The following is a 26051-nucleotide window of genomic DNA, read 5'->3' as shown; positions in this document are numbered from 1 at the left end:
GGAAAAAGACCCGCGAACTAGCCGATCTGCTTCTTCAGGCGGCGGCGCTCGCGCTCGGACAAGCCGCCCCAGATGCCGAAGCGCTCGTCATTGGCCAGCGCGAACTCCAGGCACTCGTCGCGGACGCCGCAGGCGCGGCAAATGCGCTTGGCCTCGCGGGTGGAGCCGCCCTTCTCGGGGAAGAACGCCTCCGGGTCGGTCTGCGCGCACAGCGCCTGTTCCTGCCAGTCCTCGTCGACTGCGTCGAAAAGACCGGTCAGATCATCGGCCCAATCCACCAGCGGGCGGGGCTGCTCGACTGCCGTCGTTTCGTGCACCTGGGACTCCCCCACGCTCGAATCCCGTCCCACGGCACGTCCGCCGAACATGGTGGATTCATCCATGCGTCGTCTCCTGCCTGGTCAACGGGGTGGAAATGTGGTCTCGCGGAACCGGGGAGGAGTTCCTCCCTCAATCACACACTTGTGATTACACACGTGAAACCCCATGGAGGTCAAGCGGTCGGGTTGATTCACCGTGAAAACTCAGGAACCCCCCGGACAGCAGTCCCCCCGGCGTGGGGGATGAAGCCGGGGTTGAGACTTTCCTCCCCCGCCAGTGAGGCGCGTCACACGTCGGTGGAGAAGCGCACGCCACCGTCGGGAAGCACCACCCCGGGCCACACGCGGGCTCCGGAAATGAGCTCGCAGCGGGCGCCGACGTCCGCCCCTTCGCCGATGACCGCATCGCGGATGACGCAGCGCGGCCCGACCGTCGCGCCGGCGGCGATGATCGACCGCTCGATCACCGCGCCCGCCCCGATCTTCGCGCCGTCGAACACCACGGTCTGGTCCAGCCGCGCGCCCGCGCCGATCTCCGCGCCGCGGCCGACGACGGTGCCGCCGTACAGCAGCGCCCCGCCGCCGAGCGACGCCGACTCGTCGACGAGCGACTCGCCGTGGCGGCCCTCCAGCAGCGGCGACGGCGCGATGCCGCGCACCAGGTCCGACGACCCGCGCACGAAATCGCCCGGCGTGCCCATGTCGCGCCAGTACGCGTAGTCGACGTGCCCGTACACGCGGCGGCCGTTTTCCAGCAGCGCCGGGAAGATCTCGCGCTCGACGCTGATGGAGCGCCCCGCCGGGATCTCCCCGATCAGCTCGCGGCGGAACACGTAGCAGCCGGCGTTGATCTGGTCGGTCGGCGGATCCTGCGTCTTCTCCAGGAATTCCAGCACCCGGCCGTCGCCGTCGGTGGGCACGCAGCCGAACGCGCGCGGGTCGGGCACGCGGACCAGGTGCATGGTCACGTCGGCGTCCTTCTCCGCGTGCGTGGCCAGGATCGCGCCGAGATCGGTGCCGCCGAGGACGTCGCCGTTGAACACCATCGCGGTGTCGTGGCGCAGGTGGTCGTAGACGTTGCGGATGCCGCCGCCGGTGCCCAGCGGCTCGTCCTCCACCACGTACTCGATCTCCAGGCCCAGGTCGGAGCCGTCGCCGAAGTGCTCCTCGAAGACCTCCGCCTTATACGACGTCCCCAGCACGACGTGCGTCATCCCGGCGGCCTTGATGCGCCCGAGCAGGTGCTCGAGGAAGGGCACGCCGGCGGTGGGCAGCATCGGCTTCGGGGTGCCGACGGTCAGCGGCCGCAGCCTCGTCCCCTGCCCGCCGACGAGGATGACGGCGTCGGTGTTCGCCGCCAGGGCCGTGTCATGGGTGGTCATGGTTGAAGGGTTCCTCCTGGGTTTTCGCTTGACGACGGTCCGTCGCCAAGCAATCACTTGTTGTCGCGCTCAGGGGCGGCTTCTGCCTTCTGCCTACGCTTCTTCATCGCCACAATGATGGTGCCACGCAGCGACAGCCCGATTTTCAGTGCCAGCCGCACCGGCGCCAACAGCGGGCCGGGCAGCCGATCCGACATGAACCGGTAGGCGGAATCGTGGTGCGCGCGGACCGTGATCTCCGGGTGCGCCGAGGCCGAATGGCCCTGCGCGTGGCGGATCACCGCGTCCGGGCAGAAGACGTTGCGCCAGCCCGCGCGGCCGAGACGGTCGCCGAGGTCGACGTCCTCCATGTACATGAAGTAGCGGTCGTCGAACCCGCCGATGGAGTCGAACGCGTCCCACTTGAGCAGCAGGCACGAGCCCGACAGCCAGCCGGCGTCGCGCTCGCGGGACATGTCGGCGTCGTCGCGGTAGCGGCGGGAGAACGGGTTGGACGGCCAGGCGTCGGCGAGCAGGGCGTGGCCGATGCCGCCGACCAGGTCCGGCACCGCGCGCGCCGAGGGGTAGGCGGTGCCGTCGGCTTCGCGGATGAGCGGGCCGATGGCGCCGGCGCGGGGGTTGCGGGCGGCGCAGGCGAGCATCGCGTCGATGGCGCCGGCCTCGAAGATGACGTCGGGGTTGACCAGCAGCACGTAGTCGCCGCGGATCCGGCCGGCGTCGCGCATGGTGGCCAGCTCGGCGATGCCGATGTTCGCGGCCTTGCCGTAGCCGACGTTGCCGCCGGTGGGCAGGAAGATCGCGTCGTTGACCCCATTGGCGCGGCCTTCTTCTTCGGCGCGGGCGACTTCGGCTTCGGGGGTGCCGTCCTTCGAGCCGTTGTCGGCCATGACCAGCACGGTGCCGGCGGCGGCCGATGCGGGCAGCGAGTCGACGAGCGCCCGCAGGTGCTCGCCCGGCGAATAGGTGACCGTGACGACGCCGAGTGGGAGGCCGGACTCGTCGCCCTGCCCGTAGTCCGCCCGGTTCATCGCTTCATTCACGGTGGGGCACCTTTCTTGTCTTATCTCGTCGTGTCTCGTCTTGCCCGGCATAGACCCTATGACACCGCAAGGCCGGTTCCGTCCCGCCACTCCGGTGGGTCGGTTCTGTCCATGTCCTCCGTTCCGGTTGGGGCCGACTCCAAGTCGAGTGCGTTCGCGGGGATCAGCAGGGATCAAAAGGGTTAGCAGAGGTCATTCGAGTTCACCAGAGGTCATCGGGGATCAGAACGGAATTGTCGGGTCGGGGCCCAGCGGTGCTGGCGGCACCGGCACCACACTGGGATCGGCATCGACCCGCGCCCTATGGCACCTCACCGATTCCGACCGCCTGCGCCACACCCTCGGTGCCATCGACTGGCGCGACCAGAGCTCATCGTCAGCACACGGCCACCCATCATCGGCGGCATCGGCCAGGCATCGTGCTTCCTCGGCGACCTCCGGATCGGGATCGTTGAGCGGGCCGGCGGTGTACTCGGCCATCGCCTGCTCGTATTCGACTGTCTCGCGGGCGTGCTTTGCCAGCGCCTCTGTGACGTCCGCGTTGCGCATCGCCTCGGCGGCCTCAGCATCGGCGCGCATGCGATGAGCATTGGCGCCTCGGATGGTCTTGGCCAACCGAGTGGCCCTCTGATCGAAGGTCTGCCGCTTGATATGCGCGATGGGACCGTGCGGCACCGACGTCGCAAACGCAGCACCGGTGTGATCGAACCAGTCCACCGAACCGTCATCGTTCATCACCGCGTTCCAGTGGCGGCTGGTTTTCAAGTTGTGGTGGTGCTGACACAGGCACTGCAGATTCCACGTCGCCGTCACTCCGAGAAGGTTGGAAGTGTCGCCGGCGATGAAGGCAGCACCAGCAGCTCCACCAGCGGCATCTCCCTCACAGGTTCCACCACCAATGACCATCCCCGGCGCACCCTTCATGGCGTCGGGGTCGTAGTTGATGACGTGGTCGATCTGGCACCTGTGCGCGGGCACGTCACACCCGGGGAAGCGGCACCCGCCATCGCGGGCACGCACTCTCGCCTTCTGCGCATCCGAGGGCACGTAGCCATCGACCTGGGAGTCGGCGGACAGGCGGACGTCATCGCAGCGCTCGAGCCATTGCTTGGTCAGGTACTTGGGCAACCAGCCGGCGCCGTCGAGCCACAATCGCAGCTCGCCATCTCCGTCGCCACTGCCGTCACCATCACCGTTGCCGTCGCCGAAGTTGGCATTCGCGTCGGCATAGACGTTCATGGTCACCTTCGCGCCGGCGAAATCGCCGCGCGACATGGCCATCAGAGCGTCGGCGAGGGTGCAGTCGACGCCAGCCTTGATTTTGGCGTCGCGGATGGCACGAATGGTGGCCTCGAACTCGGCCATGCGGTCCTTGCGCAGGCACACCTCCATCGCCGCGAAGTCGCACGGGTAGTCGTTGACGATGGTCACCTTCTCCGCCTCCAGCGACTTCTTCTCCTCCTCGTCGGGAGGCGTGGAGATCGGCTCGATCTCTTCGACGATCAAGCGCAGCGCATTGGCCAGAGTCCGGATCCCCGGCAGAGCCTGGAGGTCCTTGGTGGGCCGGAGGTAGTCGAGGATCCGTGCTTCGACTTCGGCGATGGTGTCATCGGATACCGCGACGATGGCCTCGGCGATGCGCAGGAGATGATCGTGGGGCAACGCCCCCGAGCGGGAAAACTCGAGGACCCGTGGCATTCGGCGAAACATGATGCCGACGTCGCAGTAGGGGCCGGCCTTGAACTTGGTCATCCCCAATCGGACGCCGACGGCGGCGGCATGGGAGTCGACGTCGGCGTCGCCGTCGGGTGTGACGGCCACGGCGATCTCGACATTCGCGATGTTGCGTGCCCGGCCGAGGTTTGTGACGGACTCATCGCGTTCGGTGGCCCACCGCTTCCTGGGAGGGGGAAGCGGCTCGGATTCAGAATCAGGGCCAGGCTCGGACTCAGGGTCGGACGCAGGCTCATTGCTGCGGCCATCGTCCGGATAGGGCGGGCGCTGCCTGTGCTGCTCGTGTTGGTTGTAGTGGTGGTCCGGATCGTCGTGCTCATCGGCTGCGTCATGGTCGAAAGCCATGTCGGTTCCCCCGGGAATGCGAGTACGGATCAAAAAGGATCTATGCGTGATCGCTGGTGCTGATCTGCCCTGCAGCGGAACCAATCCCCCGGCCCCGCCCCTATGTCTTACTGCATTACTGCTTGTTCCTGCCGCACTGCCTTGCTTCACCATTCATCATACACGCGTTCGAGCGCTCAAAGGTGAACAAGAGGTGACGGTTTGGCGACTTTTTGCAGTGTAAACGGCCGATATTCCCACCCAGTGCCGTACAATGTTCCACTCAGTGAGATCGCACGCCCGGGCGAATGCGCAAAAAGTACAGGTAGGGTCAAGGCCAGGCCGCACAACCGGGGCGACGAACCGTCGCAAAGCGAGGGCGACCAGCTACGCGCCGAGGGCCCTCCGCAGGCCGTCGCGCCAGGCGGGCAGGGGCTCGAAGCCGGCATCGGCCCAGGCGGAGCCGTCCAACACGGACCACGCGGGGCGCTTCGCGGGACGGGGAAACTGCTCCGAGGTGCACGGGCGCACGCGCTCGCGGGCGGACTCGCCGGCGGCCAGCGCGAACACCTCCGACGCGACCTCGTGCCAGGTCGCGGCGCCGGTGCCGGTGACGTGGAAGGTGCCGGCGACGGGTCGCAAAGCCAGGCGCCACAGGGCATCGGCGAGATCGTCGACGAACGTGGGATTGCCGTGCTGGTCGTCGACGACGTCGATGGAGCCGCCGCGGGCCTGGAGGCGCAGCATCGTGGACACGAAATCGGGCGCGTCCGGCTGCGTCGGCCCGGAAAACACCCAGGCAGTGCGCACGATCGCGGCCCCGGGCGCCGCGTCGAGCACGGCCCGCTCCCCCGCCAGCTTCGTGCGGCCGTAGGCGGTGTCCGGCGAAGTGGGGTCGTCGGCGCGCAGCGGGCGGCGCGGCACCCCGGCCACCTCGCCGAAGACATAGTCGGTGGACACGTGCACGAAGAACGCGCCCTCCGCCTCGCACCGCCGCGCGAGCAGCCCGGGAGCGACGGCATTGATGCGGTGCGCGCCGGCCCCGCCCTCGGGGGTCTCGGCGCCGTCGACGTCGGTCCACGCGGCGGCGTTGATCACCACGTCAGCGCCCCGCAGCGCCGGATGGGACGCCACGGCCGCGGCATCGGCGACGTCCAGGTCCGCCCGCGCCAGCCACGCCACGTCGACGCCCGACCCCGGCACGCGCCGCCGAAGCGCCGTTCCCAGCTGCCCGCCGGCGCCGACCACCACGACTCTGCGTCCCCCCACTTCATGGGCTTTTCCGGCGCGTGGTTCGGTCATCGGGGATCCGTTTCATTATCGTGGGGGCGACTGGGCCGTCGCAAAGCAAAAAACCTTGCTTGACGACGCCCACCTGTCGGCACCAACCGTAGTGCACGCATGGAAGGAACCATTTTGAGCGCACGCAAACCCCAGTCGAGGCACGCCCGGGCGATCCAGGCACCCCCGACGCAGGGCCGCGACGTCCGCCAGGCATGGCCCATGCCGATGCGGTCGGTGCTCATCCTCGTGTCCGTGCTGTGCCTGGTCGTCTCGGCCGTCGGCTGGTGGACCGTGGGGCGCGCCGCGGGCAACCTCGGCTCCGGCGGCGACTTCTCGCTGGGCGAGGAGAAGGACGGCGCCACCGACATCCTCCTCGTCGGCTCCGACTCCCGCGCCGACGCGCAGGGCAACCCGCTGACGCAGGAGGAGATCGAGCTTCTGCGCGCGGGCGATGAAGAGGCGACGAACACGGACACGATCATCGTCATCCGCGTGCCCAACGACGGCTCGTCGGCGACGGCGATTTCCATCCCGCGCGACACGTACATCAGCACCGTCGACGGCAACAAGAAGATCAACGGCGTCTACGGCGACAAGAAGCAGGCCACCGCCGACGAGCTGGTCGCGGCGGGCGAGTCGCCCGAGGAGGTGGAGAAACGGTCCACCGAGGCCGGGCGCCAGGCGCTGATCACCTCCGTCGCCGACCTGACCGGCGTCACCGTCGACCACTACGCCGAGGTCGGCCTGCTGGGCTTCGTGCTGCTCACCGACGCCATCGGCGGCGTCGACGTGTGCCTGAACAACGACGTCTACGACGAGTTCTCGGGCGCCGACTTCCACGCCGGCCGCCAGACGCTCGCCGGCGCCGACGCGCTGAGCTTCGTGCGCCAGCGCCACGGCCTGCCCCGCGGCGACCTGGACCGCATCACCCGCCAGCAGGCGTTCATGGCGTCGTTCGCCAACAAGCTGCTGTCCGCGGGCACGCTGTCGAGCCCCGGCAAGCTCAACGAGCTCGGCGGCGCCGTGCAGCGGTCGGTGGTGCTGGACAATGACTGGGACGTCATGGGCTTCGCCACGCAGATGCAGGGCCTGACCGGCGGCAACGTGCAGTTCGAGACCATCCCCGTGACCTCCATCGACGGCGTCGGCGACTACGGCGAGTCCGTGGTCACCGTCGACCGCGGCCAGGTGCACAAGTACTTCGACGAGCTCCTCGTCGACCCCGAGGCCGAGGCCGCCGCCGCGGAGGAGGCCAAGCCGCGCGACCACGATCCGGCCGAGTACACCGTCAGCGTGTACAACGCCACGGGCATCGAGGGCCTGGCCTCCCGCGTCGCGGGTTCCCTGGCCGAGAAGGGCTACGCCGAGGGCACCGTGGCCAACGCGGAGTTCGCGGGCGTGGCCATCAGCCAGGTCAACACCGCCGACCCGGATGACCCGGCCGCCGCCGCGATCGCCGAGGCGCTCGGCGGGCTGCCGGTCGTCCACGACACGACCATGCAGCCGGGCACCATTTCCGTCACCGTCGCCGGCGACTACGCGGGCCCCGGCCTCAACGCCGACGGTTCCGCGGCGACCACCACCGAAGAGGCCGTGGCCGAGCCCGTCGACGACGGCGCGACCGGTGAGGTCGTCGGCCAGGAGGGCATGGCGCCCGAGGGCGACGTCAGCCAGCACATCGACGCCGGCGGCGACGGCGTCATGTGCGTCAACTAGCGGCTACAGCCCCGCCCGCGCGACGGTGATCGCGGCCTGCCTGACGACGGGCGCGTCGATCATCTCGCCGTCCAGCTGGAAGGCGCCGACGTTGTCGGCGGCGCGCTCGAGGATGCTGCGCGCGCGGGCGAGCTCGTCGTCGGAGGGGCGGAAGGCCCGGCGGACGGCATCGACCATCGCCGGGTGGATGCAGGCGGTGCCGGCGAAACCGCAGCCCGCGGCGTCGAGGGCCTCGAGGTACTGGCCGCGCTCGTCGCGGAAGTCGACGTGGACGGCGTCGATGGCGGCGATGCCGTTGGCGGCGGCGTGGATGGCCATCATCGTCCGCGCCAGCTGCTGCGGGGCGCGGTAGGGGCGCAGCGGGGCGCCGTAGGCCTCCGCTTCCTCGGCGGTGATGCGCGAGGACGTGCCGCCCAGCTCGGCGGCGAGATCCTCGGCGCCCCAGAACAGCCCCACGACGTCGGGGTGCGACGCGATGGCGCCGAGGTTGAGGATGGCCTCCGGGGTCTCGATCATCGCGATGACCTTCAGCCCCGCGAGCTCCTCCGGGATGCGGTCGCGGACCTTCGGCAGCATGACGACGTCGTACGGCCCGGCCTGCGCCAATTCGGCGTCACCGGCGAAGGTCGGGGCATCCGGGCCGGTGACGCGGAGGATCGTGCGCGCCGGGTCGAGGGGGTTGTCCACGATGTTGCGGCGCGCGGCGTCGTGGCCGTCGAGGGCGGCGCCGTCCTCGAGGTCGACGATGACGACGTCGGACCGCTCCGCCGCTTTGGCGAAACGGTCCGGCCGGTCCGCCGGGGCGAACAGGAGCGCGGGGCCGGCGGGCAGCCAGGCCGGGGCGTGGGGGGCGACGGAGTCGGTGTTCATGACACCGAAACTACCTCCCCCGCGCGCCGATTAGTCGCGGTACAGCAGCAGGGCATCGCCCTGGCCGCCGCCGCCGCACAGCGAGACGCCGGCCTTGCCGGAGCCGCGGCGCGACAGCTCCATCGCGGCGGTCAGCGCCAGGCGCGCGCCGGAGCAGCCGATGGGGTGGCCCAGCGCGATGGCGCCGCCGTGGATGTTGCACTTGTCCAGCGGGTAGTCCAGGTCGCGCAGGGACTTCACGGCGACGGCGCCGAAGGCCTCGTTGATCTCGATGAAGTCGAGGTCGGAGGCCTCCCAGCCGGCCAGGCGCAGGGCCTCGGCCAGCGAGTCGGAGGGCTGGGCGTGCAGGCCGTTGTCCGGGCCGGCGGTCTGGCCCGCCTTGCCGACGACGGCCAGGTAATCCAGCCCGCGCTCCTCCGCCCAGCCGCGGCGGGCGAGGACGAGGGCGGCGGCGCCGTCGGAGATCGGCGAGGAGTTGCCGGCGGTGATGGTGCCGTTTTCCTTCACGAAGGCCGGGCGCAGCTTCGACAGCGACTCGACGGTGGTGTCGGGGCGGATGCCCTGATCGGCGTCGACGACGACCGGGTCGCCCTTGCGCTGCGGGATCTCGATCGGGGCGATCTCGGCGGCGAAGATGCCGTCGGCCTGGGCCTTTGCCGCGCGCTGGTGGGACAGCGCCGCGACCTCGTCCTGGTCGGTCCGGGAGATGCCCAGATCCGAGTTCGGGCCGTCGGTCAAGGTGCCCATGGACACGCAGTCGTAGGAGTCGACCAGGCCGTCGAGCTCGAGGGAATCCTCCAGCTTCAGCGAGCCGTAGGCCTTGCCCTTGCGCACGCCGTGGGCGATGTGCGGGGCGTTGGTCATGGACTCCTGGCCGCCGGCGACGACGACGTCGACCTCGCCGAGGCGGATCATGCGGGTGGCGTGGATGACGGCGTCGAGGCCGGACAGGCAGACCTTGGCCACGATCTCGGCGGGCGTCGACCACGGCAGGCCGGCCTTGATGGCGGTCTGGCGGGCCGGGTTCTGGCCCGCGCCGGCCAGGATGACCTGGCCCAGGACGACGCGGCCGACGTCCTCCGGCGCGATGCCCGCGCGCTCGACGGCGGCGCGGACGGCGTGGGCGCCGAGATCGACGGAGGTCAGGCTCGCCAGCTGGCCGAGCATCTTGCCCTGCGGGGTGCGAGCGCCGGCGAGGATGACGACGTCATCGGCGTTCGGGGTGGTGTTTCCGGTCATGGTGTTCGTCTCCAGGTCGGTGATGGTGTTTCGGTTTTATCGGGGCGGGGCTTCAGTTAACGGAGCGTAGCGTTTTTGGGCGTCGGCGGGGTGCGATTCGGTGACCGGGATCACCTCACCTGGGCCCTATCCCTCCAAGTCGACCACGTAGGCCGCGGCGGTGCTGGCCTCGATGTCGCCGAGCGTCACGCCCGGCGCGAGGCGGCGCAGGATCAGGTGGTCGTCGCCGACGTCGAAGCTGCCCAGGTCGGTGATGATCCGCTTGACCACCTTCGCGCCGGTCAGCGGCAGATCGCATTCCTTGACCAGCTTCGGCGAGCCGTCGCGGGCGACGTGGTCGGTGAGCACCACCACGCGCGGGGTGCCGGCGACGAGGTCCATCGCGCCGCCCATGCCCTTGACCATCTTCCCGGGGATCATCCAGTTGGCCAGGTCGCCGGACTCGGAGACCTGCATCGCGCCGAGGACGGCCATCTTCACGTGGCCGCCGCGGATCATGCCGAAGCTCGTCGCCGAGTCGAACACGGCCGCGCCCGGCACGAGCGTGACGGTCTGCTTGCCGGCGTTGATCAGGTCGGCGTCCTCCTCCCCCTCGTACGGGAAGGGACCCATGCCCAGGATGCCGTTCTCGCTCTGCAGCAGCACGCGCACGCCGTCGGGGATGTGGTTGGCCACGAGCGTCGGGATGCCGATGCCCAGGTTCACGTAGTCGCCGTCGGCGAGCTCCGCCGCGGCCATCGCGGCCATCTGGTCGCGGGTCCAGCCGCGCACGGCGTCGGTGTCGGTGGATGCCATGTCAGTTCTCCTCCCCGGGTGCGGTGGCCCGCGGTCTGGTGGTTCGCTTCTCGATGAGTTTGTCCCGGTCGCTCGCGCGCACCACGTGGTCGATGAAGACGCCGGCCGTCATCACGCGATCCGGTTCGATGGAGCCGCGCTCGACGAGTTCCTCCACCTGGGCGATGGTGACCTTCCCGGACGCCGCGCACAGCGGGTTGAAGTTCTGGGCGGTCGAGCGGTAGACGAGGTTGCCGTCGACGTCGCCGCGCCAGGCGTGGACCAGGGCCAGATCGGCGACGATGCCGCGCTCCTGGACGTAGGTCCGGCCGTCGAACTCGGCGTGCGGCTTGCCCTCGGCGACCAGCGTGCCAACGCCCGTGGCGGTGTAAAAGGCGGGAATGCCCGCGCCGCCGGCGCGCAGGCGCTCGGCCAGCGTGCCCTGCGGGTTGAACTCGACCTCCAGCTCGCCGTCCAGGTACTGCTGCGCGAACAGCTTGTTCTCGCCGACGTAGCTGGCCAGCACCCGGGTCACCTGGTGGTTCTCCAGCAGGATGCCCAGCCCCTGCCCGTCGACGCCCATGTTGTTGGACACGATGGTCAGGTCCTTCGCCCCGGAATCGCGCAGGCCCTCGATGAGGTCGAACGGCACGCCGCACAGGCCGAACCCGCCGACGGCGATGGTCATGCCGTCGCGCACGTTGGCGGCGACGAGCTCGCGGATGGGCGTCTCGGTGGTCTTCGACATCGCGATCACACCCAGCCCAGCAGCTTCGGCGCCATCTCGCGCATCTCCACCTTGCGCACCTTGCCCGACGCCGTCATCGGGAAGGAATCCGTCACGTGGACGTAGCGCGGGATCTTGTGCCGCGACAGCTTGCCGTGGGCGAACTCCGCGATCTGGTCGGCGGACAGGTCGCCGTCGTCGTCGTGAAGTATCACCCAGGCCATGATCTCCTCGCCGTACTTGTCGTCCGGGACGCCGATGACCTGCGCATCGACGATGTCGGGATGCGTGAACAGGAACTCCTCGATCTCGCGCGGGTAGATGTTCTCGCCGCCGCGGATGAGCATGTCCTTGATGCGGCCGGTGATGGCCAGGTAACCGTCGTCGTCGATGACGCCCAGGTCGCCGGTGTGCATCCAGCCGTCGGCGTCGATGGCCTCGGCGGTCTTCTCCGGGTGGTGCCAGTACTCCTTCATCACCGAGTAGCCGCGGACGACGACCTCGCCCTGCGCCCCGCGCGGCAGGGTCTCGCCGGTGTCCTCGCAGATGATGCGGGCCTCCAGGTGCGGCATGATCTGGCCGACGGTGTTGACGCGCTTGTCCAGCGGCGAATCGGCGCGGGTCTGGAAGCTCACCGGGGAGGTCTCCGTCATGCCGTAGCAGATGGCGATCTCGGTCATGTTCAGCTTGTCCATGACGTCGCGCATGGTCTTTGACGGGCAGGACGTGCCGGCCATGACGCCGGTGCGCAGGGTCGACAGGTCGTAGGGGCTGCCGTATTCCTCGTGGTCGTGGGCTTCCTCGAGCTCGTTGATGAACATGGTGGGCACGCCGTACAGCGACGTCGCCTTCGCGGAGTGCACGGCCTTGAGCGTCTCGCGGGCCTTGAAGCTCGGGGCCGGGATGATGATCGCCCCGCCGTGGGTGAAGGTGGCGAACGTGCCGATGACCATGCCGAACGTGTGGAAGAACGGCACCGGCACGCAGACGCGGTCGTTTTCGGTGTAACCGAGCAGCTCGCCGATGAAGTAGCCGTTGTTGAGCAGGTTGCGGTGCGTCAGCGTCGCGCCCTTGGGGAAGCCGGTGGTGCCGGAGGTGAACTGGATGTTGATGGGGTCCTCGGGCCGCACCTCGGCAACGTACTCGGACAGGTCGTCGATGTCGCCGTGCATGCGCTCGTACCAGTCGGCCGAGCCGAAGTAGATGACCTTGTCCAGCTTCACGCCGCGCTGCTTCGAGGCCTCGATGAGCATGGTGCGGTAGTCGGAGTCCTTGTAGCGCCGGGCGGCGAAGACGCAGCGCACGCCGGCCTTTTCCAGCACGTAGTTGAGCTCGTGCTGGCGGTAGGCGGGGTTGATGTTGACCAGGATCAGGCCCAGGTGGTGGCACGCGTACTGGACGACGGTCCATTCCCAGCGGTTGGTCGACCAGATGCCGATGCGGTCGCCCTTGCGGTAGCCCGCGCGGACGAACGCGGTGGCCAGGCGCAGGACGCGGTTGTAGAAGCGCTCGTAGGTGAAGGACACGTCGGCGTAGACGTCGACGATGCACTCCTTGGAGGGGTACTTCTCCACGATCGCCCTGAGATTGTCGCCGAGGGTCTCGGTGCGCAGCGGGGCGGCGCCCTGGTCGACGCCGGCGCCGATGACGTGGGACATCTTTGTGCCGTCGTCGTCGACGACGTCCTTGCCGTAGGGGGCGGGGATGGTCTTGAGCTGGGACATCGGTTTCTCCTGGTTTCTTTTTCTGCTTTACGACGTCTGGGAGGCGCGCCGGGAAATGGCTTCGGCCTGGCGGAACAGGGGCGCGTCGACCATGCGGCCCTCGAAGCTGAACGCTCCCCCGTCGTCGCGGGCGGCGGCGAGCAGGCGGCGGGCCCAGTCGGCTTGATCGGCGGTGGGGCGGTAGGCCTCGCGGATGATGGCGACCTGCGAGGGGTGGATGCACACGGTGGCGGCGTAGCCGAGGGCGGCGGCGTCGGCGGCCTCGGCGCGCAGGCCGTCGGCGTCGGCGATGTCCACGTGGACGGAGTCGAGCGCGGCGCGGCCGAAGGCGGCGGCGGCGAGCTGGGTGCGGGCGCGGGCGTGGCGGGCGACGTCGCGGTAGGTGCCGGGCGCTTCTTCTCCCTCGCCAAACCGGGAAGCCGTGCCGCCAAGGCCGGCGGTGAGGTCCTCGGCGCCCCAGAACATGGCCACGACGTTGTCGGCGGAGGCGACGTCGTCGGCGCGCAGGACGCCCAGCGGGGTTTCGATGAGCGCGATGACGCGGTGCCCGGCCAGCGACTCGGCCGCCGCGGCGGACTCGGCCTTGGGCAGCATGACCAGGTCGTACTTCAGGTCGGCGAGCATTTCCAGGTCGGCGGCGTGCTCCGGCGAGTCGACCGGGTTGATGCGGACGATGACGCGCTCCGGGTCGAGCTCGCCGGAGTCCTGCGAGGCGATGATCGCCCGGCGCGCCTCGGCGCGGTTCTCGGGGCGGCAGCCGTCCTCGAGGTCGAGGATGATCATGTCCGCGCGCTGCGCCGCCTTGGAGTAGCGGTCGGGGCGGTCGGCCGGGACGAAGAGGATGGCGGGGCCGGCGGGGATCCAGGCGGTCACTGGCCCACCTCCGGGTCGCACTGCACCAGGGTGGCGCGGACTGCGCGGCAGACGACGTCGCCGTCCTGATTGCGGCCGATGTGCTCCAGCTCGACGATGCCCTGGCCCGGCCGGGACTTCGACGCGCGCTTGGACAGGCACGTCGTCTCGGCGTAGAGCGTGTCGCCGTGGAACATGGGCTTGGGGAAGGACACCTCGGTGAACCCGAGATTGGCCACGATGGTGCCCAGCGTCAGCTGCGACACCGACAGGCCCACGACCGTGGACAGGGTCCACATCGAGTTGACCAGGCGCTTGCCTCCGAAACCCGGCTGTTGCGATGCCCAGTGGGCGTCGAGATGCAGGGGCTGGGTGTTCATGGTCAGCGTGGTGAACAGGACGTCGTCGGTCTCGGTGACGGTGCGGCCGGGGCGGTGCAGGTAGCGGGCGCCCTCCTCGTACTCGTCGAACCAGAGGCCGCGCTGGATGATTGCCTTCTTGTCGTTCATGGCGCTCCCCTTTACAGTCCGAGCCCGCGGGCGATGAGCATGAGCTGCACCTCGGTGGTGCCCTCGCCGATCTCCAGGATCTTGGAGTCGCGGTAGTGGCGCGAGACGCGGTACTCGTTCATGAAGCCGTAGCCGCCGTGGATCTGCGTGGCGTCGCGGGCGTTGTCCATGGCGGCCTCGGAGGACAGCAGCTTGGCAATGTAGGCCTCGCGGCGGAACTCCTGGCCCTTCACCATCTTCGCGGCGGCGTCGTACCAGGCCATGCGGGCGGCGTGGGCGCGGGCCTCCATGCGGGCGATCTTGAACGAGATCGCCTGGTACTCGCCGATGGCGCGGCCCATGGAGTGGCGCTCCTTGGCGTACTTCACCGACTCGTCGACGCAGCCCTGCGCGGCGCCGGTGGCCAGCGCGGCGATGGCGACGCGGCCCTCGGCGAGCGTGGACAGGAAGTTGGCGAAGCCCCGGCCCCGGGTGCCCAGCAGGTTCTCCTGCGGGACGCGGACGTCGGTGAACGTCAGCGGGTGGGTGTCGGAGGCGTTCCAGCCGACCTTGTCGTAGGCCGGCTCGGCGACGAAGCCCTCCGAGTCGGCGGGGACGATGATCGTGGAGATCTCCTTCTTCCCGTCCTCCTTCTGCCCGGTCACGGCGGTGACGGTGACCAGCGAGGTGATGTCGGTGCCGGAGTTGGTGATGAACTGTTTCGAGCCGTTGATCACGAAGTCGCCGCCGTCCTCGCGCGCGATGGTGCGCGTGGCGCCGGCGTCGGAGCCCGCGTCCGGCTCGGTGAGGCCGAAGCCCGCCAGCGCCTTGCCGGCGGTGAGGTCCGGCAGCCACTTGCGCTTCTGTTCCTCGTTGCCGAAGTGGTAGATCGGCGAGGCGCCGAGGCCGACGCCGGCCTCCAGCGTGATGGCCACGGACTGGTCGACCTTGGCCAGCTCCTCCAGCGCGATGCCCAGCGACAGGTAGTCGCCGCCCATGCCGCCGTATTCCTCGGAGAACGGCAGGCCGAACAGCCCCATCTCGCCCATGTGCTTGACGACGTCGTACGGGAACGTGTGGTTGCGGTCGTGCTCGTAGGCGACGGGGTCGACGACCTCGTTGGCGAATTGGCGGACGACGGACTGGAGCTCGCGGTACTCGGCGGGCAGGTCGGCGGTGTTGACGTCGGTCATGGTGACTCCTTGGTTTTCGGGGGCTAGTTTTCGTCGGGGCTAGTTCTCGTCGGGGACCACGGTGGCCAGGGCGACTTCGGTGGAGACTTGGGCCCCGGCGGCGACGTGGTAGTCGACGGTGCCGGCGGTGGGGGCGCGGAGGGTGTGCTCCATCTTCATGGCCTCCACGACGAGGACCGGGTCGCCGGCTTCGACGCGGTCGCCGTCGGCGGCGGACAGTGCGATGACGGTGCCGGGCATCGGTGAGGTCAGCGTGCCGTCGCCGGTGCCGTCGTCGTCGGCGGCCGAGCGGACGACGTTTTCGCGGTGCAGCACCCACGTGCCCTCGTCGGAGGAGACGATGACGTCGGTGCCGCGGCGGCCCTCGACGGTCTCGACCTGCCAATGGCGGGCGATGCCGTCGCAGTCGACGCGCCACAGGCCGCCGTCGCGGTGGATGGCGGAGGCGTAGTCGCGGGGCTCCTCTTCGCCGACGGTGACGGTCGCGGCGGCCGGAGTGCCGGACACGGCGATGAGGGTGGAGCCGGTGGTCGACGCCAGGCGCAGGCGCTGAACGCCGGGCCGGCCGGAGCGCCAGGCGTCGGGCACCGCCCACGGGGACGCCGGGCGCTCGGGCCAGCGGGCCGCCAGCCACGCCATGGCGGCGGCGACGAGGGCCTCGTCGGGCACCGGGAAGTCGGCGTAGTCGGCGGCGACGCGGTCGAGCAGGCCGGTGTCCAGGTCGCCGGAGGCCACCTCGGGCACGGAGAGCAGGTAGCGGCAGAAGTCGACGTTGACGCCGACGCCGGCGACGACGGTGTTGGCCAGCGCCCGGTCGAGGCGCTCGAGGGCCTCGGCGCGGTCGGCGCCGTGGACGATGACCTTGAGCAGCATCGGGTCGTACAGCGACGTGACCTCGGAGCCGTCGGCGATGCCGGAGTCGACGCGCACGCCGGGGCCGGAGGGCACGGCGACGCGGCTGACGGTGCCGCCGGTGGGCAGGAACCCGGCGGCCGGGTCCTCGGCGTAGACGCGGGCCTCGATGGAGTGGCCGGTCATGGTGACCTGGTCCTGGGTGATCGGCAGTTCCGCGCCGCGGGCGATGGCCAGCTGCAGGGCGACCAGGTCCAGGCCGGTGACTTCCTCGGTGACGGGGTGCTCGACCTGGAGGCGGGTGTTCATCTCCATGAAGAAGAACGTGTCCGGGTCGGCGGCGGGGACGATGAACTCCACCGTGCCGGCGCCGACGTACCCGCAGGAGCGGGCGGCGTCGCAGGCGGCCTCGCCGATGCGGGCGCGCACGGCGTCGTCGAGAAGCGGGCTCGGAGCCTCCTCGATGACCTTCTGGTGGCGGCGCTGCAGCGAGCACTCGCGCTCGCCGAGGTGGATGACGTTGCCGTGGGAGTCGGCCAGGACCTGCACCTCGATGTGGCGCGGGGTGTCCACGAAATGCTCGATGAACAGGGAGTCGTCGCCGAATGCGCCGGCGGCCTCGCGGCGGGCGGTGACCAGTGCTTCGGCGAGGTCTTCGATGCGCTCGACGCGGTGCATCCCCTTGCCGCCGCCGCCGGCCGAGGGCTTGATCAGGACCGGGAAGCCGATGCCCGGCGCGGCGTCGAGCAGCTCCTCGTCGGTCAGGCCCGGGCGGGAGATGCCGGGCACGGTGGGCACGCCCCGCTTTTCGACGGTCGCCCGCGCCGAGATCTTGTCGCCCATCGTGTCGATCGCCGAGGCCGGCGGCCCCATGAAGATGACGCCGGCGTCCTCGCAGGCGCGGGCGAAGTCGGCGTTTTCGGACAGGAAGCCGTAGCCGGGGTGGATGGCCTGCGCGCCGGTGCGGCGGGCGGCGTCGAGGATGCGCTCGGCGACGAGGTAGGACTCGCGCGCCGGCGACGGGCCGATGTGGACGGCGACGTCGGCCATCCGGACGTGCGGGGCGTCGGCGTCGGCGTCGGAGTAGACGGCGACGGAGCGGACCCCCTGGTCGCGAAGGGTGCGGATCACGCGGCAGGCGATCTCGCCGCGGTTGGCGACGAGGACGGTATTGATCATCATGGGGCTTCTCTCCTTTCTCTGCTGTCGGTGCGGGGTCACATGCGGAAGACGCCGAAGCCGGCGTCGTCGAGGGGCGCTCCCCCGGCGACCTCGAGGGCCATGCCGAGAATGCGGCGGGTGTCGGCGGGGTCGATGACTCCGTCGTCCCACAGGCGGGCCGAGGAGTAGTAGCAGTGCGACTGCTCCTCGAACTGCTCGCGGACCGGGGCCTCGAAGGCCTCCTGCTCCTCGGCGGTCATTTCCCCGCCGGAGCGCTCGATCTGGTTGCGGCGCACCGTCGACAGGGTCATGGCCGCCTGCGGGCCGCCCATGACGGCGACGCGGGCGTTGGGCCACATCCACAGGAACCGCGGCGAGTAGGCGCGGCCGCACATGGAGTAATTGCCGGCGCCGAACGCGCCGCCGATGACCACGGTGAACTTGGGCACGCGGGTGGTGGCCACGGCGTTGACCATCTTCGCGCCGTGCTTGGCGATGCCCCCCGCCTCGTACTCGCGCCCCACCATGAAGCCGGTGGTGTTCTGCAGGAAGACCAGCGGGATGCCGCGCTGGTCGCACAGCTCGATGAAGTGCGCGCCCTTCTGGGCGGACTCGGCGAAGAGGATGCCGTTGTTGGCGATGACGCCGACCGGGTGGCCGTGGATGCGCGCGAACGCCGTGACCAGCGTGGTGCCGAACTCGGCCTTGAACTCGCGGTACTCGCCGGCGTCGACGATGGTCTCGATGACCTCGCGGACGTCGTACGGCTGGCGGGCGTCGACGGGCACGATGTCGTAGAGGTCGGTCTGCTCGCGCAGCGGGTCGCGGGTCTCGCGGACCTCCCACGGTGCGTCGTCGGCAAGCGGGAGCGTGTCGACGATGGCCCGGACGCGGTGCAGGGCGTCGGCGTCGTCGACTGCCAGATGGTCGGTGACGCCGGAGGTCCTGGAATGCAGGTCGCCGCCGCCGAGCTCCTCCGGGGTGACGTCCTCGCCGGTCGCGGCCTTCACCAGCGGCGGGCCGGCCAGGAAGATGGTGCCCTGGTCCTTGACGATGACCGCCTCGTCCGACATCGCCGGGACGTACGCGCCGCCGGCCGTGCACGAGCCCAGGACCGCCGAGATCTGCGGGATGCCTTTCTTGGACAGGTTGGCCTGGTTGTAGAAGATGCGGCCGAAGTGGTCGCGGTCCGGGAAGACCTCGTCCTGGTTGAGCAGCATCGCGCCGCCCGAGTCGACCAGGTAGATGCAGGGCAGGCGGTTGGCGCCGGCGATCTCCTGGGCGCGCAGGTGCTTCTTCACCGTCATCGGGTAATAGGTGCCGCCGGAGACCGTCGCGTCGTTGGCCACGATCATGCAGCGGCGGCCCTCGACCAGGCCGATGCCGGCGACGACGCCGGCGGCGGGGACCTTGCCGCCGTACATCTCGTGCGCGGCGATCGGAGCGACCTCGAGGAAGGGGCTGCCCGGATCGAGCAGCTCGGTGATGCGCTGGCGCGGCAGGAGCTTGCCGCGGGCGACGTGGCGCTCGCGGGCCTTCTCCGGCCCGCCCTCGGCGGTGCGGGCGAGCAGGTCGCGCAGATCCTCGACGAGGGCCTCGTGCTTCTCGCGGTTGGTGGGGTCCGTCATGTCCTTCTCCGTGGGGTGTCGGCGACCACTGCGTTAATGGCCATTAACTCTCTGTGGCGAAACACTACTGTGATGCGCGACACTTGCCAAGCGAAACTATGGCGCGGGCCACCCACTCCCCCCGTATCCCACCCGTTTCCCACCCGAAAAAGACACGGCGCGGCAACAATGCGGGAAATCTTCCACATGGAAACTTCACTGCGCATAACATCGTTACCAACGTGATTCAGGCCACTTCCACTGCCTGATGCCAGCGAGAAAGGGACACGATGAACACTCCGCAGAACGATCTCAGCCCCCCGCCCGTCAGCACCGTCGGACTGCCGAAGGCCAAGTCCGGAACCGGGGCCGGGTGGTCCGTCGACGGCTACGCCACCCCCGCCGACGAGCCCATCGACCGCGAAGTCCTGGACAACCCCGCCCCCAGCGTCGGCGCGATGATCCTGCGCCGCGCCACCGCCACCCCCGACAACGTCGCCTGGCGCCACCGCGACGGCAACGACGAGTGGACCGACGTCACCTGGGGCCAGTTCCAGCGCACCATCGAAGAGCACGCCGCCGGCCTGCTCGCCGCGGGCCTGGGCAAGGGCGACGCCGCCGCCCTCATCGCCGGCACCAGCATGGGATGGGTCAACTCCGACATGTCGCTGATGTCCGTCGGCATCAACTCCGTGGCCATCTACCCCACGTCGGTCCCGGGCGACATCGAGTTCATCATCAACGACTCCGGGGCCCGCATGGTCATCGCCGAAGACGGCGACCAGGTGTCCAAGCTGCTGAAGATCCGCGGGGCCATCCCCAAGGTCGAGCACGTCTACGTCATCGACCCCTCGTGGTCGGCGCAGACGCAGGCCCTCAACGAGTCCCGCGACTGCGACGAGGAGGAGATCCTCGACTGGGTTTCCCCGCTGTCGGACCTCATGGCCCAGGGCCGCGAGCTGCTCGGCCACGACCCGCACGTCGTGCGCCGCGCGATCGACGAGATCACCCCGGAGACGATCTCCACCTTCCAGTACACCTCGGGCACCACCGGCAAGCCGAAGGGCGCGATCATCTCGCACGGCGCGTGGATGAACAACATCGCCTCGGTGACGTCGACGCCGAACCTGTACCAGAACGACGTCCACTTCCTGTGGCTGCCGCTGGCGCACCTGATGGGCCGCTTCCTGCTCTACGTGTCCATCAACACTGGCATCACCACGGCCATCGACGGGCGCATCGAGAAGATCGTGGAGAACCTCCAGGAGGTCAAGCCGACCATCATGGGCGGCGCCCCCCGCATCTTCGAGAAGGCCTACTCCGCCATCCACGCCCAGTTCGAGGGCAACGGCGTCAAGGCCAAGCTGGGCAAGACCAGCATGAAGCTGGCCATGGAGGCCACCGAGCTGCGCCTGGCGGGCAAGGAGGTGCCGGGCTGGCTGAAGTTCCGCCTGGGCATCGCCGACAAGGTCGTGCTGTCGAAGATCCGCGACGCGCTCGGCGGCAACGTGCGCATGCTCATCTCGGGGTCGGCGCCGATCAACCAGGACATCACCAAGTGGTACTTGTCGGTGGGCATGCCCATCGCCGAGGGCTTCGGCCTCACCGAGGGCTGCATCACTCACCTGACCCGCCTGGACGCCTACCGCATCGGCACCATCGGCTGGCCCTTCCCGGGCGTGGAGGACAAGATCGCCGAGGACGGCGAGCTGCTGCTCAAGAGCGGCTGGAACATGAACGGCTACCACAACCGCGAGGACGCGACGCAGGAGTCGCTGCCCGGCGACGGTTTCCTGCGCACCGGCGACATCGCCCGCAAGGACGAGCGCGGTTTCGTGTACATCACCGACCGCAAGAAGTCACTGTTCAAGTCCTCCAATGGCAAGTACATCGCGCCGGCGGCCATCGAGTCCGAGTTCAAGGGCCTGTGCCCGCTGGCCATGGAGCTGGTCAGCTACGGCGAGGGCAAGAAGTTCATGGTCGGCATGGTCGTGCTCGAGGAGAAGGCCACCCGCGAGTGGTGCGAGCGCAACGGCGGCGCCCCGGAGGACTTCGCCGAGATGACCCGCGACCCCCGCGTCGTGGCTCGCGTGCAGGCCTCGCTCGGCCGCCTCAACGAGGGCCTGAACTCGTGGGAGCAGATCAAGCGCTTCCGCATCCTCGACCGCGAGCTCACGGTCGAGGCCGACGAGCTGACGCCCAGCCTGAAGCTGCGCCGCAAGCACGTCCACGAGAAGATGCGCGACAAGTTCGAGGAGCTCTACTCGGATCCGCTGCCCAAGGGCTGCCACGACTCCGCCGGCGTCAAGTGGGTCAGCTTCGAGCAGCAGGCGCTGCACGAGCACCCGGTCCTGCGCGAGGGCGAGGACATCCCGCTGCCGCCGTCGCGGCACCGCAAGGGCAGCTAGCCCGCCAACCCGCCGAGCTGGTCCCGGCGGGCATCGAGGCCCAGCGCCTCGAGCTCGCCGGCCAGCGCGGCGTGGAGCGCATGCGAGTCGACGTACCCGCGGTGGCGCTCCGACCGGTCCATTGTCAGGCCGCCGGTGAGATCGACGTCGTTGTCCCGGCGGCGCCGGTCGAAATCGGCGGCCTTGTCGTCGTCGGCGAGCACCGCCGCAATGAGCCGCGCCTGCTGGCCGATGGCGCCGAACGCTCCCGAGTTGGTCTCGATGAGCCCCGGCGCCCACAGCCCCGGCCGCGTCCGGTGCGCGCAGCCCAGGTAGAGCTGCTCCATGGCGTTGCCGCCGTCCCCGCCGAACAGGTCCGCGGCGTACGGCACCGCATGATCGAACCCGGTGCACGCCAGCACGAGGTCGTAGCTCCCGCGGGAACCGTCGGCGAAGACGACGTCGGGGCCGTCGAAAAGCGACACGTCCCCGCGCACCGAGATGTCCCCGTGGCGCAGGTGGTGGATGAGCTGGTCGTTGAGCAGCGGGTGGGTCTCGAAGATGCGGTGGTCCGGCTTGGGCAGCCCCAGTTTGCGCAGGTCGCCGAAGTACAGGCGCAGGATCGCCTGCGCCCCGGCCTGCATGATCCGCGCGGGCAGCTGCGGGCCCGTCACCGTCCACTCGTCGGACGGGCGGCCGAATATGTGCTTGGGAATGAACCAGTAGCCGCGCCGCATGCTCAGCTCCGCCGACTCCGCGGCCTGCGCGGCGTCGCACGCGATGTCGCAGCCGGAGTTGCCCGCGCCGATGACCAGCACGCGCTTGCCGCGCAGCTCGTCGATGCCGCGGTAGGTCGCCGAATGGCGGAACTCGCCGTCGAAATCGCCCGGGATGTCCGGCAGGTTGGGCACCGACAGCGTGCCGGAGGCGCAGATGACGTGGTCGTAGCGCTTGGTCCGTGGCTCGGAGCCGGCCCCGCGCATCTCGACCAGGTAGCCGCTCTCCCCCGCCGGCTCCACGCCTACGACCTCGGTGCCGAACTCGATGCGCTCGGCGATGCCCTCGTCGTCGGCGAATTCGCGCAGGTAGCGCAGGATCTCGGTGCGCGGCGGGTAGTCGGCGACGTCGTCGGCGAACGGCCGCCCGGGCAGGCACGACAGGCGCTTCGACGAGATGAAGTGCGCCGATTCGTACATCGGCGTCGTGGGATTGTCGATGTCCCACAGCCCGCCGACGCCGTCGTGGCGCTCGACGTGGTCGTAGTCGAGCCCGGCCCTGCGCAGCTCCGCGGCGGTCGCCAGCCCCGACGGCCCGGCCCCGATGATGAGGATGTCCATGGGGCGAAGACTATTGCTTTACGACGCCCCGGGGTCGCCGTTTGCCGGAATCTCGCCGGCGCTGCGGGGGCGGCCGCCGAGGGCCGCGCGGGCGATGTCGCCGATGTCGGGGTCCTCGTCCTTGGGCAGGCCCATGGCGCTGAACGCCATGTCCATGGCCTCCCGCCGCACGGCGTCGGCGCCGGCCCAGCGCACGACGTGGCGCGAGGAATTGATCAGGCCGGCGGCGAGCTGCACGCGGACGCGGGCGGCGTCCTCCGTCAGCTCCGGATTCGAGCGGCGCAGCGCGTCGACCCACATGGAGATGTACATGCGCTGCAGCGACCGGACCTTCTCGCGCTGCTGCGGGGCCAGGTTGCCGATCTCGCGCTCCTGCACGCGGATGCGGTCGGGTTCGGTGACGGCGAACTCGACGTGGAAGCCGAGCAGCTCGCGCAGCGTGCGGTCGGGCTCCCACTCCTCGGCGCGGGCCCGGTCCATCACCGCGCGGGCGCCGTCGACCAGGCGAACGGAAATGTCGACCAGGATCTGGGCGAGCATGTCGTCCTTGCCGGAGACGTAGCGGTACAGGCCGGGGCCGGAAATGCCCACGACCTGGCCGACGTCTTCGAGCCTGGTGACGTGGAATCCGCGGTCGGCGATCATCGCGGCGGCCGCGGCGATGATCTCCGCGTGCCGCCGCTCCCTGAGTTCGGCTCGGCGTGACATGCCGCTCATCTTAGGTGGCGTGCGCCACATCCGGTGAACAATGGGTAACTCCGGCCTAGTGGGCGAAGTGGCGCGCGCCCGTCAGGTACATGGTCACGCCCGCCTTGTTGGCGGCCTCGATGACCTCGGCGTCCCGGATGGAGCCGCCCGGCTGGACCACGGCGCGCACGCCGGCGTCGGCGAGCATCTCGAAGCCGTCGGCGAAGGGGAAGAACGCGTCGGAGGCGGCGACCGCCCCGCGGGCGCGCTCATCGTCGCCGGCCAGCGAGTTGGCGCGCTCGACGGCCAACTTCGCGGCGTCGACGCGGTTGACCTGGCCCATGCCAACGCCGACGGTGGCGCCGTCCTTGGCCAGCAGGATCGCGTTGGACTTCACCGCGCGCACCGCGTTCCAGGCGAAGACCAGGTCCGCCAGCGTCTCGTCGTCGGCGGCCTCGCCGGCGGCAAGCGTCCAGTTCGCGGCGTCGTCGCCCTCGGCCTGCAGCGCGTCGCGCTCCTGCAGCAGCATGCCGCCGGAGACCTGGCGGTACTCGGTGGCCGCGCCCTGCGGCGCCGGCGCCCGGAGGATGCGGATGTTCTTCTTCTGGCTGAGCACCTCGACGGCGCCGTCCTCGTAACCCGGCGCGACGATGACCTCGGTGAAGATCTCCGCGACCTGCTTGGCCATCTCCACCGACACCTCGCGGTTGACCGCGATGACGCCGCCGAACGCGGACACCGGGTCGCAGGCGTGGGCGGCCAGGTGGGCCTTGGCGATCGACTCGTCCGACACCGCGATGCCACACGGGTTGGCGTGCTTGATGATGGCCACGCACGGGCGCTCGTGATCCCACGCGGCGCGCCACGCGGCATCGGAATCCGTGTAGTTGTTGTAGCTCATCTCCTTGCCGTGGAACTGCTCCGCCTGCGCCAGGCCCGCGGGCGCCGACGGGTCGACGTACAGCGCCGCCGCCTGGTGCGGGTTCTCGCCGTAGCGCAGGGTGGCGGAACGCTCGTAGGTGTGGCCGAACCACTCGGGGAAGGCCGCGGAGGAGTCGGCCGAATCGTCGTCAAGCTGCGACCCCATCCACGACGCGACCGCGACGTCGTAGGACGCCGTGTGGCGGAAGGCGTCGACGGCCAGGGCCGTGCGCTCGGCGCGGGAGAAACCGCCGCCGGCCACCGCCTCGGTGACCTCGCCGTACTTCGCCGGATCGACGACCACGGCCACCGACGGGTGGTTCTTCGCCGCGGCGCGGACCATCGACGGGCCGCCGATGTCGATCTGCTCGACGCAGGCGTCGAAGTCGGCGCCCGACGCGACGGTCTCGGTGAAGGGGTACAGGTTCACCACAACCAGCTGGAACGGCTCGACGCCGAGGTCCGACAGCTGCGACAGGTGATCGTCCTTGCGGGTGTCGGCGAGGATGCCGGCGTGGACGCGCGGGTGGAGGGTCTTCACCCGGCCCTCGAGGCACTCCGGGAAGCCCGTGAGCTCCTCGACCGGGGTGACCGGCACGCCGGCGTCGGCGATGCGCGAGGCCGTCGAACCGGTGGACACGATCTGCACGCCGCCGTCGTGGAGGGCGCGGGCGAGATCCTCCAGACCGGTCTTGTCGTAGACGCTGATGAGGGCGCGCTTGATGGGCTTGCGGTCCATGCTGCCGTGATCCTGGGTCATGAAAACTTCGCCTTTCGTCCGTCCCGCGTGATTCCGCGTTCCGAGATGGTGTGGAGAACGTCGACCAACAGCCGGCGCTCGACGATCTTGATGCGTTCGTGCAGCGTGTCCACGGTGTCGCCGTCCTCGACGACGACCGCCTCCTGCGCGAGGATCGGCCCCGTGTCCACGCCCGCGTCGACGATGTGCACCGTCGTTCCGGTGACCTTCACCCCGTGCGCCAGCGCATCCGGCACCGCGTGCGCGCCGGGGAACGACGGCAGCAGCGCGGGATGGGTGTTGACGATGCGATCCGGGAACGCATCGATGAACCCCTGCCCGAGAATGCGCATGAACCCCGCCGACACGACGAAGTCGGGCTCATGCTCCCGGACCGCGGCCAGCAGCTTCGCGTCCCAGCCCGCACGGTCGGCGCGGGCGGCGTCGTCGAAGGCGACGCGGAACGACGGGATCCCCGCCTCCCCCGCCCGCTCCAGCGCCCGGCATTCCTTGTCCGAGCCGACGGCCGCCACGCGCACGCGGGCGGGGTCGAGGGCATCGAGCATCGACTGCAGCAGCGAGCCCGTGCCGGAGGCCAGCACGACGATGGTCAGGGGCGCCGCCGGGTCATCGGGCCCGGCGCTGTGTGATTCGGTCACGGCTCAACACTCTACCCACCCGCCCGGATCGCCC

The 26051-nt window shown here is 69.9% G+C and carries 21 protein-coding genes; 2 read left to right on the top strand and 19 right to left on the bottom strand.

Annotated elements, in window-relative coordinates; translation table 11 throughout:
- Positions 1-17: 17 nt before the first annotated feature.
- The 5 genes from ACFWGD_RS05360 to rfbD all read right to left on the bottom strand — a co-directional run bounded on the left by ACFWGD_RS05360 (position 18) and on the right by rfbD (position 6069).
- Positions 18-383 carry a WhiB family transcriptional regulator gene (locus tag ACFWGD_RS05360; RefSeq protein WP_377777561.1) on the bottom strand — a complete coding sequence of 122 codons (366 nt, stop codon included), beginning with the start codon at positions 381-383 and terminating at the stop codon, positions 18-20.
- A 224-nt stretch (positions 384-607) separates the two neighbouring features.
- A complete protein-coding gene (locus tag ACFWGD_RS05355; protein WP_377777559.1) occupies positions 608-1702 on the bottom strand; it encodes a sugar phosphate nucleotidyltransferase in 1095 nt (364 codons plus the stop codon).
- A 53-nt stretch (positions 1703-1755) separates the two neighbouring features.
- Positions 1756-2730 (bottom strand): glycosyltransferase family 2 protein, encoded by a 975-nt coding sequence (locus ACFWGD_RS05350; protein WP_377777752.1) that lies wholly within the window; start codon positions 2728-2730, stop codon positions 1756-1758.
- A 234-nt stretch (positions 2731-2964) separates the two neighbouring features.
- A complete protein-coding gene (locus ACFWGD_RS05345) occupies positions 2965-4821 on the bottom strand; it encodes an HNH endonuclease signature motif containing protein (protein WP_377777558.1) in 1857 nt (618 codons plus the stop codon).
- A gap of 366 nt (positions 4822-5187) precedes the next feature.
- A complete protein-coding gene (rfbD, locus tag ACFWGD_RS05340; protein WP_377777557.1) occupies positions 5188-6069 on the bottom strand; it encodes a dTDP-4-dehydrorhamnose reductase in 882 nt (293 codons plus the stop codon).
- A gap of 132 nt (positions 6070-6201) precedes the next feature.
- On the opposite strand from rfbD, the gene ACFWGD_RS05335 reads away from it, so the two are divergent.
- A complete protein-coding gene (locus ACFWGD_RS05335) occupies positions 6202-7800 on the top strand; it encodes an LCP family protein (RefSeq protein ID WP_377777556.1) in 1599 nt (532 codons plus the stop codon).
- Positions 7801-7803: 3 nt separating this feature from the next.
- On the opposite strand, the gene ACFWGD_RS05330 is transcribed toward ACFWGD_RS05335, so the two are convergent.
- The 10 genes from ACFWGD_RS05330 to ACFWGD_RS05285 form a co-directional block, all read right to left on the bottom strand.
- Entirely contained in the window at positions 7804-8670 is an 867-nt protein-coding gene (locus ACFWGD_RS05330; RefSeq protein WP_377777555.1) for an HpcH/HpaI aldolase/citrate lyase family protein, read from the bottom strand.
- A gap of 30 nt (positions 8671-8700) precedes the next feature.
- A complete protein-coding gene (locus ACFWGD_RS05325) occupies positions 8701-9909 on the bottom strand; it encodes an acetyl-CoA C-acetyltransferase (protein ID WP_377777554.1) in 1209 nt (402 codons plus the stop codon).
- A gap of 126 nt (positions 9910-10035) precedes the next feature.
- Positions 10036-10704: a 3-oxoacid CoA-transferase subunit B gene (locus ACFWGD_RS05320; protein ID WP_377777553.1), complete on the bottom strand. Its 669-nt coding sequence runs from the start codon at positions 10702-10704 to the stop codon at positions 10036-10038.
- Position 10705: 1 nt separating this feature from the next.
- Positions 10706-11431, bottom strand: coding sequence for a CoA transferase subunit A (locus ACFWGD_RS05315; protein WP_377777552.1), 726 nt, complete (start codon positions 11429-11431; stop codon positions 10706-10708).
- Between the two features lie 5 nt (positions 11432-11436).
- Positions 11437-13134 carry an AMP-binding protein gene (locus tag ACFWGD_RS05310; protein ID WP_377777551.1) on the bottom strand — a complete coding sequence of 566 codons (1698 nt, stop codon included), beginning with the start codon at positions 13132-13134 and terminating at the stop codon, positions 11437-11439.
- Positions 13135-13161: 27 nt separating this feature from the next.
- Positions 13162-14007, bottom strand: coding sequence for an HpcH/HpaI aldolase/citrate lyase family protein (locus tag ACFWGD_RS05305; RefSeq protein WP_377777550.1), 846 nt, complete (start codon positions 14005-14007; stop codon positions 13162-13164).
- Positions 14004-14495 carry a MaoC family dehydratase gene (locus ACFWGD_RS05300; RefSeq protein WP_377777549.1) on the bottom strand — a complete coding sequence of 164 codons (492 nt, stop codon included), beginning with the start codon at positions 14493-14495 and terminating at the stop codon, positions 14004-14006. The genes ACFWGD_RS05305 and ACFWGD_RS05300 overlap by 4 nt, the downstream gene beginning before the upstream one ends.
- A gap of 11 nt (positions 14496-14506) precedes the next feature.
- Entirely contained in the window at positions 14507-15667 is a 1161-nt protein-coding gene (locus tag ACFWGD_RS05295) for an acyl-CoA dehydrogenase family protein (protein ID WP_377777548.1), read from the bottom strand.
- A gap of 39 nt (positions 15668-15706) precedes the next feature.
- Positions 15707-17698, bottom strand: a complete 1992-nt coding sequence (locus tag ACFWGD_RS05290) for an acetyl/propionyl/methylcrotonyl-CoA carboxylase subunit alpha (RefSeq protein WP_377777751.1) — start codon at positions 17696-17698, stop codon at positions 15707-15709.
- Positions 17699-17736: 38 nt separating this feature from the next.
- Positions 17737-19308, bottom strand: a complete 1572-nt coding sequence (locus ACFWGD_RS05285; RefSeq protein WP_377777547.1) for a carboxyl transferase domain-containing protein — start codon at positions 19306-19308, stop codon at positions 17737-17739.
- Positions 19309-19577: 269 nt separating this feature from the next.
- On the opposite strand from ACFWGD_RS05285, the gene ACFWGD_RS05280 reads away from it, so the two are divergent.
- Positions 19578-21695 (top strand): AMP-dependent synthetase/ligase, encoded by a 2118-nt coding sequence (locus ACFWGD_RS05280; RefSeq protein ID WP_377777546.1) that lies wholly within the window; start codon positions 19578-19580, stop codon positions 21693-21695.
- Here ACFWGD_RS05280 and ACFWGD_RS05275 read toward each other — a convergent pair.
- From ACFWGD_RS05275 to purN, 4 genes are read right to left on the bottom strand one after another with little or no spacing between them, the layout of a single operon-like run.
- On the bottom strand, positions 21692-23011 hold the full coding sequence (locus tag ACFWGD_RS05275; protein ID WP_377777545.1) for a flavin-containing monooxygenase: 1320 nt from the start codon (positions 23009-23011) through the stop codon (positions 21692-21694). The two genes, ACFWGD_RS05280 and ACFWGD_RS05275, sit on opposite strands and share 4 nt — an antisense overlap.
- 18 nt (positions 23012-23029) lie before the next feature.
- The gene (locus ACFWGD_RS05270) at positions 23030-23719 is read right to left on the bottom strand and encodes a TetR/AcrR family transcriptional regulator (protein ID WP_377777544.1); all 690 of its coding nucleotides are present in this window, start codon (positions 23717-23719) and stop codon (positions 23030-23032) included.
- Between the two features lie 55 nt (positions 23720-23774).
- A complete protein-coding gene (gene purH, locus ACFWGD_RS05265; RefSeq protein WP_377777543.1) occupies positions 23775-25379 on the bottom strand; it encodes a bifunctional phosphoribosylaminoimidazolecarboxamide formyltransferase/IMP cyclohydrolase in 1605 nt (534 codons plus the stop codon).
- Positions 25376-26017 carry a phosphoribosylglycinamide formyltransferase gene (gene purN, locus ACFWGD_RS05260; RefSeq protein ID WP_377777542.1) on the bottom strand — a complete coding sequence of 214 codons (642 nt, stop codon included), beginning with the start codon at positions 26015-26017 and terminating at the stop codon, positions 25376-25378. The genes purH and purN overlap by 4 nt, the downstream gene beginning before the upstream one ends.
- Positions 26018-26051: the final 34 nt, after the last annotated feature.

Source organism: Corynebacterium sp. NPDC060344 (genome assembly GCF_042725215.1).
Classification (GTDB): domain Bacteria; phylum Actinomycetota; class Actinomycetes; order Mycobacteriales; family Mycobacteriaceae; genus Corynebacterium.
Note: the sequence above shows the minus strand (reverse complement) of the source record. Positions and strands in the feature narration are given on the sequence as shown.

Excerpts from the sequence above, each read along its gene's own strand:
- ACFWGD_RS05290 (WP_377777751.1), bottom strand. The coding sequence starts at position 17,698 with ATGATCAATACCGTCCTCGTCGCCAACCGCGGCGAGATCGCCTGCCGC.
- ACFWGD_RS05300 (WP_377777549.1), bottom strand. The coding sequence starts at position 14,495 with ATGAACGACAAGAAGGCAATCATCCAGCGCGGCCTCTGGTTCGACGAG.
- ACFWGD_RS05325 (WP_377777554.1), bottom strand. The coding sequence starts at position 9,909 with ATGACCGGAAACACCACCCCGAACGCCGATGACGTCGTCATCCTCGCC.
- ACFWGD_RS05345 (WP_377777558.1), bottom strand. The coding sequence starts at position 4,821 with ATGGCTTTCGACCATGACGCAGCCGATGAGCACGACGATCCGGACCAC.
- ACFWGD_RS05270 (WP_377777544.1), bottom strand. The coding sequence starts at position 23,719 with ATGTCACGCCGAGCCGAACTCAGGGAGCGGCGGCACGCGGAGATCATC.
- purH (WP_377777543.1), bottom strand. The coding sequence starts at position 25,379 with ATGACCCAGGATCACGGCAGCATGGACCGCAAGCCCATCAAGCGCGCC.
- ACFWGD_RS05295 (WP_377777548.1), bottom strand. The coding sequence starts at position 15,667 with ATGACCGACGTCAACACCGCCGACCTGCCCGCCGAGTACCGCGAGCTC.
- ACFWGD_RS05360 (WP_377777561.1), bottom strand. The coding sequence starts at position 383 with ATGGATGAATCCACCATGTTCGGCGGACGTGCCGTGGGACGGGATTCG.
- ACFWGD_RS05335 (WP_377777556.1), top strand. The coding sequence starts at position 6,202 with ATGGAAGGAACCATTTTGAGCGCACGCAAACCCCAGTCGAGGCACGCC.
- ACFWGD_RS05355 (WP_377777559.1), bottom strand. The coding sequence starts at position 1,702 with ATGACCACCCATGACACGGCCCTGGCGGCGAACACCGACGCCGTCATC.
- ACFWGD_RS05330 (WP_377777555.1), bottom strand. The coding sequence starts at position 8,670 with ATGAACACCGACTCCGTCGCCCCCCACGCCCCGGCCTGGCTGCCCGCC.
- ACFWGD_RS05350 (WP_377777752.1), bottom strand. The coding sequence starts at position 2,730 with ATGAACCGGGCGGACTACGGGCAGGGCGACGAGTCCGGCCTCCCACTC.
- ACFWGD_RS05315 (WP_377777552.1), bottom strand. The coding sequence starts at position 11,431 with ATGTCGAAGACCACCGAGACGCCCATCCGCGAGCTCGTCGCCGCCAAC.
- ACFWGD_RS05310 (WP_377777551.1), bottom strand. The coding sequence starts at position 13,134 with ATGTCCCAGCTCAAGACCATCCCCGCCCCCTACGGCAAGGACGTCGTC.
- ACFWGD_RS05275 (WP_377777545.1), bottom strand. The coding sequence starts at position 23,011 with ATGGACATCCTCATCATCGGGGCCGGGCCGTCGGGGCTGGCGACCGCC.
- ACFWGD_RS05285 (WP_377777547.1), bottom strand. The coding sequence starts at position 19,308 with ATGACGGACCCCACCAACCGCGAGAAGCACGAGGCCCTCGTCGAGGAT.
- ACFWGD_RS05280 (WP_377777546.1), top strand. The coding sequence starts at position 19,578 with ATGAACACTCCGCAGAACGATCTCAGCCCCCCGCCCGTCAGCACCGTC.
- ACFWGD_RS05320 (WP_377777553.1), bottom strand. The coding sequence starts at position 10,704 with ATGGCATCCACCGACACCGACGCCGTGCGCGGCTGGACCCGCGACCAG.